Raw genomic sequence first — 7,917 nt, forward strand, 5'->3', positions numbered from 1 at the left:
GATCCATGAGACGGGTCGTGGGTTTCCTGATGGGTGCGATTCGGGTCAGGATCATGCTGGCCGTGGTCCTCGTGTCCGGATGCGCCCTCGCCCTGTCCGGGCTCATCGTCCACTCGCTCCAGCAACGGCACGCGGAGGACGACGCCACGCGGCAGTTGCAGCGGGTACGGGCACGACTTGAACTGGAGGTGACGCAGGCGGATCCCGGCACCGGAGCGCCGTTCGCCTCGGTCAAGGACGTGCTGGGCTACCACCTGAGCCGGAGTGTCCTGAGCCCGCCCGCCGGGGAGCTGGCCTTCGTGGGGGATCGCATCAACTGGATCCAGCAAGCCCCGGTCCGGGTACGACCGGAAGCGGACCCCGAACTCATGGCGGCTGTGCGCCCCCACCTCTCAGGGCGGGAGAGTCTCATCCAGACCATCACCACCAGCCTCACCACCTATCGGACGCTGGTGGTCCCGATCCGAGTGGGGGATGAGGTGGGGGCGCTCGTCCATGTCATCGACATGAGGCGTGCAACCGCGGAGTTGAAGAGCACGATGGAGCAGTACACCGTGGTGGCCGTGGCGACGGTCCTCGCCCTCATCGTGCCAGCGTGGCTCGCCATGGGCAGGTTGCTACGGCCGATCGGGGAACTCCGACGGGCCACGGATGCCATCGACGAGCACGACCTGACGACGAGGGTGCCGAGCCGGGGCCGCGACGACCTGTCCGCCCTCGCCCGTGCCGTGAACCGCATGCTCGATCGGGTCCAGGCCACGGTCGAGGCGCACCGGCGGCTGCTCGACGACGTCAGCCATGAGTTGCGCACCCCCATCACCATCGTGCGGGGGCACCTGGAGTTGCTCGACGTCAACGACCCGGAGGACGTCGCGGAGACCCGGGAGGTGTCGATCGACGAGCTGGACCGGATGGGCGTCCTCGTCCAGGACCTGCTCGTGCTCGCCAAGGCGAACCAGGCTGATTTCATCAATCCCGAGTCGACGGAGCTCGCGGAGTTGACCCTTCAGGTACTGGCCAAGGCCCGTGGCCTCGGGGAGCGGGGATGGATCCTGGAGGACCTCGCCGAGGGGTCGGCGTGGCTCGACCCGGCGCGCATCACCCAGGCTTGGCTGCAGCTGGCCGCCAACGCGGTGAAGTACTCCTCGCCGGGCAGCGTCATCGGGATCGGGAGCATGATCTGCAACGGGCAGGTGCTCTTCTACGTCCGCGACGAGGGCATCGGGATGACTCCCGAGGAGATGGCCACCGTCCATGAGCGCTCGGTCCGTGGCCAGTCGGCTGCCCACTTCGCCAGCGGGCTGGGGCTCGGGCTCAGTATTGTGACGAGTATCGCCGAGGCACACGGCGGTAGGCTGGAGATCGAGTCCGAGGAGGGACAGGGCTCCCTTTTCACGCTGTGGCTACCCTTGACGCCCCAGGAGGCCTCGCGAGAGATGACGCGCTGGAAGGGGGAGGACAAGCATGAGCAGCATCCTCATCATCGAGGATGAACCGAGGATCGCCGGATTCATCGCGAAGGGGCTGAAGTCGGCGGGCTTCACATCCGAGACAACCGGGACGGGCAGGGCCGGGGTGGAGCTGGCCTCCCAGGGCAGGTTTGCCCTCGTGATCCTCGATGTCGGTCTCCCGGACATGGACGGGTTCCAGGTGCTGGAGGAGATGAGGGGGCGCGGCGTCGACGTCCCGGTCATCGTCCTCACCGCCAGGTCCTCCGTCGCCGACCGGGTCACCGGGCTCGAGAGCGGGGCCGATGACTACATGGCCAAGCCGTTCGCGTTCGAGGAGTTGCTGGCCCGGGTGCGGTTGAGGCTGCGCCCCGGGGCCGAACGTTCGCAGGGCCCCAACGAGATCAGCCATCGTGGTCTCACCCTCGACTACCGCAGTCGCCGGGCACGCGTGGACGGTGTCTGGGTGGATCTGTCGGCTCGAGAGTTCACGATGGCCGAGGTGTTCCTGCGCAACCCGGGACAGGTCCTGAGCCGGGAGCAACTCCTCAGTCTCGTCTGGGGCCTGGACTTCGACCCCGGGACGAACGTCGTCGGGGTCTACGTGTCCTACCTTCGCAACAAGCTGGGCAAGGATCGGTTCGAGACCGTCCGGGGCATGGGCTACCGCCTCGTCTGATCGCGGACCGGGGCCAGGCCCCGATCAGTCCTCGCCCGGCTCCTCGGGATCATCGCGGTCGTCATCACCGTCGTCATCCCGGTCGTCGTCATTGTCCCACGCGACCGGCGGACGGGGCTTGACGGCCTGCGCCGTCGTCCGCCGCGGCGAGCTCGCGGCTGTCGGTTGTGGTGCATTGCCGTTGCCGGCACCCGCCCCCGCTGGCGTGGGCTGGGCCGTCGGCGCCGTGGTGGCCGGCGCGGTTGCCTCGGGCGCCTGGGTGGTGGTGCTCGCTTCGGGGACTGGGGTGGTGCTCGTCTCCGCGGCGGGTGCCGTGACGGCGGCCTGTACCGACGGTGAGGGTGTGGAGGTGGGGGACTCCACCACGATGCCGGGTTCCCGGATCTCAGGGCGGGGAGGGGACAGGTGTGGTAACAGCAGTGCGAACACGACCGCGCCCAATGCCGCGATGGTGACGAGCGTCACCACGAGTCGACTTGGTGTGAGGTCCATGATGGCTTCTCCCTGGAGTTTGGTGGGGCCGGGTTTCAGACCCGACGCATGACGGCGACCACCTTGCCCATGATGGTGGCCGACGATCCGTCGATGGGGTCGTAGTCATCATTGTGCGGGAGCAGCCAGACCTGTCCGTCCTGCCGCCTGTAGGTCTTGACCGTGGCCTCGTCGTCGAGGAGCGCGGCGACGATGTCGCCGTTGACGGCGGTGGGTTGCTGGCGGACCACCACCCAGTCACCTTCGCAGATTGCGGCGTCGATCATCGAGTCCCCCTTCACCTCGAGCAGGAAGAGGGTGCCGTCGCCGACGAGCTGTTTCGGCAGTGAGAGGACGTCCTCCACCTGTTCCTCCGCCAGGATCGGACCTCCGGCGGCGATCCGCCCGATGAGGGGCGCCGTCACGGTGGCGGGGGAGGAGTCGAAGCCCTGTTCGGAGGGGATCGAGGGGCCGGGAGCCTCGGGGGCGAGGGTCTCGGGCATGGTGACGACCATCGCGCGCGGCCGGTGCGGGTCCCGGCGGATGAAGCCGTTGCGCTCCAGGCTCTTCAGCTGGTAGGCCACCGACGAGGTGGAGGACAGCCCGGCGCGCTGGGCCAGCTCCCTCATGCTCGGCGGGTATCCGTTGGCCTGAACGGCGTCGCGGATGAGCTTGAGCAGCAGGCGTTGGCGCGGGGTGAGCCCGTCGGGCCCGGGAGGGCCGTCGGGAAGCATGGCGATGCGGGCAACCTCCGCGGCGGCGCGGGCCTTGCTGGGCCGGCCTGCCCGTGGGGTACGCCTGGGCGTCAATTCCGTGACGGGAGCCTTGCCGTCCTCCCTCATGTCCTCTGCCATGCCCCCATCATACCTGAATCCGAACATCCGTTCGAGCTGGGAACGGGCCCCGTTCCCAGCTTCATGTGCCGCCCTGGCGATGTCCTCCCGCGGCCCGCGGTGGAGGCTGTCGGAAAAATGTCGGACCCGACGTGTTGACTCTGGGGCATCGGGCACGGAGCCGCGGTGATTCGAATGGGTGTTTGAAACTCGCTCGACGATCCGGTAGCGTTTCGAACGCCCGTTCGATGAGCCGCGAATGGCGGCCATCGCCCGAACAGGAGGAAGTCATGAGTGCACTGAGCATCGAGCCGATCGTCGCCCGTCGTCAGCCAGAGGTGGCTCGGGTCACCCGCCCCGCGTCCCGCCGGGCCCTTCCTCGTCGCGGTGGTGTGGTGGCCGGGTGCTCCCGTCGTCCCGCCGGGGTCGTGGCGCCTCGCCCCCGGGCGGTCCTGCTCGCCCGGCTGCAGACGCTGCTGTTCGTGGCGCTGGTCGTGATCGGGTGCCTGGTGGCGGCTCCCAAGCTGCTCGCCATGGCCCAGCCGGACCCCTTCGCCGACCCCGTCCCCGGAGACCCCGCCTGGGCCCATGTGGCTGAACGATGACACTTTCCCGCGACACGCCCCGGGTGTTTGACCGAGGCGGTTGCTGGCTCTAAGGTTCCTACATCTAGTAGTTGCACCCCTGTGTTTTATCAACAAGTTGTGGAAACGCTGTTGAAGGGGGCTGTTGGGGTGCAGCTGTTCATCATCGTCGCCCGACGACATCGGGCGCCTTGGGAGGAACCGCCGTGCACTGTCCGTTCTGTCGCCATGAGGACACGAAGGTGTCCGATTCGCGGGTGACGGACGACGGTCTGGCCATCCGACGACGTCGCAACTGTCCGACGTGCTGCAGGAAGTTCACCACCATCGAGCAGATCCAGCTGTCGGTGGTGAAACGTTCCGGCGTCGTCGAGGCGTTCAGCCGTGACAAGATCATCAAAGGTGTGGGCAAGGCCTGCCAGGGGCGTCCAGTCACTCCGGCCCAACTGGCTGCGCTGGGACAGCGGGTCGAGGAGACCCTGCGATCCTCAGGGCATGCTGAGATCCCGTCGGAGGAGATCGGAGTTGCCATCCTCGGTCCCCTCGCCGAACTGGACCCGGTGGCCTACCTGAGGTTCGCCTCCGTGTACAAGAACTACGACTCGGTGGATGACTTCACCGCCGAGATCGCCGCGATGAAGAACCGAGCCCCCGAGCACCTCTCCGAGTCCGGGCCCCGTCCTGGTGGCCGGGCGCGGACCCGAAGGACGAAGACGGAACCGTCGGAGTCCCAGCAGCCACTCATCGGCTGAACCATCGTTGCCAGCATCCTGTGAGGAAAGAATGACCGCCACCGTGACCAAGAACTCCAGCCGTCGCAAGAGTGCCGGTAGCCAACCCGCCCTGGCGGGTGGACTGACCATCGAGCGAGTGTTCTCCACCGAAGGGGTGCACCCCTACGACGAGGTCACCTGGGAGAAGCGGGACGTCGTCCAGACCAACTGGAGGACAGGGGAGGTCGTCTTCGAGCAGCGAGACGTGGAGTTTCCCGACTTCTGGAGCGTCAACGCGTCCACCATCGTCACCAACAAGTACTTCCGCGGCGCCCTCGGCACGCCCCAGCGCGAGGCCAGCCTGAGGACCCTCATTGATCGCGTCGTCGGCCAGTACGTCAAGGCCGGACGGGACCATGGCTACTTCGCCACGGATGCCGACGGTGACGTCTTCGAGGCGGAGCTGACCTGGATGCTCCTCCACCAGTACTTCTCGTTCAACTCCCCGGTGTGGTTCAACGTGGGCACCGTCTCGCCCCAGCAGGTGTCGGCGTGCTTCATCCTCAGCGTCGACGACTCCATGGAGTCCATCCTCAACTGGTACAAGGAGGAGGGGTTCATCTTCAAGGGAGGCTCCGGCGCGGGGCTCAACCTCTCCAGGATCCGTTCCTCCAAGGAACTCCTCACCTCCGGTGGGACCGCCTCCGGGCCGGTCTCCTTCATGCGTGGTGCCGACGCCTCCGCCGGCACCATCAAGTCCGGTGGCGCCACCCGTCGCGCCGCGAAGATGGTGGTCCTCGACGTCGACCACCCGGACATCGAGGAGTTCGTCGAGACGAAGGCACGGGAGGAGGACAAGATCCGCGCGCTGCGTGACGCCGGGTTCGACATGGATCTCGGCGGCAAGGACATCACCTCGGTCCAGTACCAGAATGCGAACAACTCAGTGCGTGTCAGCGACGAGTTCATGACGGCGGTCGAGCAGGGCGACTCCTTCGGCCTGCGTGCCCGCACCACCGGCGAGGTGATCGAGAGCGTCGACGCCAGGGAACTGTTCCACAAGATCGCCAAGGCAGCGTGGGAGTGTGCCGATCCCGGCATCCAGTACGACGACACCATCAACGCCTGGCACACCAACCCCGTGACGGGCCCCATCACGGCGTCGAACCCGTGCTCCGAGTACATGAGCCTCGACAACAGCTCCTGCAACCTCGCGAGCCTGAACCTGCTGAAGTTCCTGCGCGAGGACGGCATCTTCAACGCGGAGCGTTTCGTGCGCGCGGTCGAACTCATCATCACCGCCATGGACATCTCCATCTGCTTCGCGGATTTCCCCACCGAGTCGATCGGGGAGACCACGCGCAACTACCGCCAGTTGGGTATCGGCTACGCCAACCTCGGCGCGCTGCTCATGGCGATGGGCAAGGGGTACGACACCGACGGTGGCCGCTCCACGGCGGCTGCCATCACCTCCATCATGACGGCCGTGTCCTACCGGCGTTCCGCGGAACTCGCGGGCATCGTCGGCCCGTACAACGGCTACGCCACGAATGCCGAGGCGCACCGCAAGGTCATGCGCAAGCACCAGGCCGCCAACGACGAGGCGACGATCCTTCCCGACGACCGTGCCCTGCACGACGTCGCGACGAAGGAGTGGGCGGATGTGATCGCCTTGGGCGAGCAGAACGGGTACCGCAACGCCCAGGCCTCGGTGCTGGCCCCGACCGGCACCATCGGCTTCATGATGGACTGCGACACCACCGGCGTCGAGCCCGACTTCTCGCTCGTGAAGTTCAAGAAGCTCGTGGGTGGTGGCTCCATGCAGATCGTCAACCAGACCATCCCCCGGGCGCTGAAGAAGCTCGGGTACAGCGCTGATCAGGTCGATGCGATCGTGGAGTACATCTCCTCCCACGGGCATGTCGTCGGCGCCCCCGGACTCGAGGAGCGGCACTACGAGGTCTTCGACACGGCCATGGGTCAGCGCGCCATCGCCCCCATGGGGCACGTGCGGATGATGGCGGCGGTGCAGCCCTTCCTCTCCGGGGCGATCTCCAAGACCGTCAACCTGCCCGAGTCCGCGACCGTCGAGGACATCGCAGATGTCTACATGCAGGGGTGGAAGCTCGGCCTCAAGGCCCTGGCCGTGTACCGCGACAACTGCAAGGTGGGTCAGCCGCTGTCGGATGCGAAGAAGTCCGACGAGAAGCAGGCGATCGTCGAGACGAAGGTGGTCGAGAAGATCGTCTACCGTCCCAAGCGGGAGCGCCTGCCCAAGTCCCGTCTCGGCCGCACCACCAGCTTCTCCGTGAGCGGGGCCGAGGGCTACATGACCTCCGGGGCCTACGAGGACGGTCGTCTGGGTGAGGTCTTCCTCAAGCTCGGCAAGCAGGGATCCACCCTGGCGGGCGTGATGGACGCCTTCTCCATCGCGGTCTCCATCGGCCTTCAGTACGGCGTCCCGCTGGAGAGCTTCGTCCAGAAGTTCACCAACCTGAAGTTCGAGCCCGCCGGCATGACCGACGACCCCGACGTGAGGATCGCCCAGTCCTTCATGGACTACATCTTCCGTCGCCTGGCGCTGGACTACCTGAGCTTCGACGAGCGCGCCGAACTCGGCATCTACACCGCAGCCGAGCGTGCCCGCTACGTGGAGACCGGTTCCTACCTCTCGGAGGAGGACGAGGCGAACCTGCCGGAGCCGGAGAGCCTCCGCAACGACGCCTACGACTCGTTCGACGTCGACGGCGCCCGCCAGCCCTCCCTCATCGACGCCCACACCACGGCCGAGCTGATGGAGTCGCTGACCGGCCGTGAGGTGGATGCGCCGCTGTGCATGACCTGCGGCACCAAGATGCGACCCAGCGGGTCGTGCTACGTCTGCGAGGGCTGCGGCTCCACCAGCGGCTGCAGCTGATGCGGCTTCGCGCCGTCGAGGAGATCATCGCTGGCCGTCGCCCGGGAGCGGTTCCCCGGGCGACGGTCAGCGAGTTCGTCGACCTCGTGGGAGCGGAGGCCAATGATCCTCGGGTTCGCCTGTGTTGGGTGTGGCTCGCCTGCCTTGAAGGCGGCTCGCCTGTCTTGTTTGGCAGGCGTTTTGATGTTATGTCGCAGGACATCGGTGACAGTTCTGCCTCAGGACATCGGTGACGTTTTGGCGGGGTGTGGTGGTGACACTTCTGGCGAATC

General features: G+C 66.8%; 7 protein-coding genes. 5 read left to right on the top strand and 2 right to left on the bottom strand.

The window, feature by feature from the left end; translation table 11 throughout:
- The first annotated feature begins 5 nt into the window (after window positions 1-5).
- On the top strand, window positions 6-1,493 hold the full coding sequence (locus tag EII35_RS09060; RefSeq protein ID WP_221739720.1) for a sensor histidine kinase: 1,488 nt from the start codon (window positions 6-8) through the stop codon (window positions 1,491-1,493).
- Window positions 1,465-2,127, top strand: a complete 663-nt coding sequence (locus tag EII35_RS09065; RefSeq protein ID WP_125228147.1) for a response regulator transcription factor — start codon at window positions 1,465-1,467, stop codon at window positions 2,125-2,127. The genes EII35_RS09060 and EII35_RS09065 overlap by 29 nt, the downstream gene beginning before the upstream one ends.
- A gap of 24 nt (window positions 2,128-2,151) precedes the next feature.
- Here the strand turns inward: EII35_RS09065 and EII35_RS09070 are convergent, their stop codons facing one another.
- The gene (locus EII35_RS09070) at window positions 2,152-2,619 is read right to left on the bottom strand and encodes a hypothetical protein (protein WP_125228148.1); all 468 of its coding nucleotides are present in this window, start codon (window positions 2,617-2,619) and stop codon (window positions 2,152-2,154) included.
- A gap of 35 nt (window positions 2,620-2,654) precedes the next feature.
- Entirely contained in the window at window positions 2,655-3,452 is a 798-nt protein-coding gene (lexA, locus tag EII35_RS09075; RefSeq protein ID WP_125228149.1) for a transcriptional repressor LexA, read from the bottom strand.
- A gap of 269 nt (window positions 3,453-3,721) precedes the next feature.
- On the opposite strand from lexA, the gene EII35_RS09080 reads away from it, so the two are divergent.
- The 3 genes from EII35_RS09080 (at window position 3,722) to EII35_RS09090 (ending at window position 7,645) form a co-directional block, all read left to right on the top strand.
- Window positions 3,722-4,036 carry a hypothetical protein gene (locus tag EII35_RS09080; protein ID WP_125228150.1) on the top strand — a complete coding sequence of 105 codons (315 nt, stop codon included), beginning with the start codon at window positions 3,722-3,724 and terminating at the stop codon, window positions 4,034-4,036.
- Window positions 4,037-4,221: 185 nt separating this feature from the next.
- Complete coding sequence (gene nrdR, locus EII35_RS09085) at window positions 4,222-4,767, top strand: transcriptional regulator NrdR (protein ID WP_125228151.1); 546 nt, start codon at window positions 4,222-4,224, stop codon at window positions 4,765-4,767.
- Window positions 4,768-4,798: 31 nt separating this feature from the next.
- The gene (locus EII35_RS09090) at window positions 4,799-7,645 is read left to right on the top strand and encodes a vitamin B12-dependent ribonucleotide reductase (RefSeq protein WP_125228152.1); all 2,847 of its coding nucleotides are present in this window, start codon (window positions 4,799-4,801) and stop codon (window positions 7,643-7,645) included.
- The last annotated feature ends 272 nt before the right edge of the window (window positions 7,646-7,917 follow it).

Source organism: Arachnia propionica, from assembly GCF_003932785.1.
Lineage (GTDB): Bacteria > Actinomycetota > Actinomycetes > Propionibacteriales > Propionibacteriaceae > Arachnia > Arachnia propionica_B.

Excerpts from the sequence above, each read along its gene's own strand:
- EII35_RS09060 (WP_221739720.1), top strand. The coding sequence starts at position 6 with ATGAGACGGGTCGTGGGTTTCCTGATGGGTGCGATTCGGGTCAGGATC.
- EII35_RS09065 (WP_125228147.1), top strand. The coding sequence starts at position 1,465 with ATGAGCAGCATCCTCATCATCGAGGATGAACCGAGGATCGCCGGATTC.
- EII35_RS09070 (WP_125228148.1), bottom strand. The coding sequence starts at position 2,619 with ATGGACCTCACACCAAGTCGACTCGTGGTGACGCTCGTCACCATCGCG.
- lexA (WP_125228149.1), bottom strand. The coding sequence starts at position 3,452 with ATGGCAGAGGACATGAGGGAGGACGGCAAGGCTCCCGTCACGGAATTG.
- EII35_RS09080 (WP_125228150.1), top strand. The coding sequence starts at position 3,722 with ATGAGTGCACTGAGCATCGAGCCGATCGTCGCCCGTCGTCAGCCAGAG.
- EII35_RS09090 (WP_125228152.1), top strand. The coding sequence starts at position 4,799 with ATGACCGCCACCGTGACCAAGAACTCCAGCCGTCGCAAGAGTGCCGGT.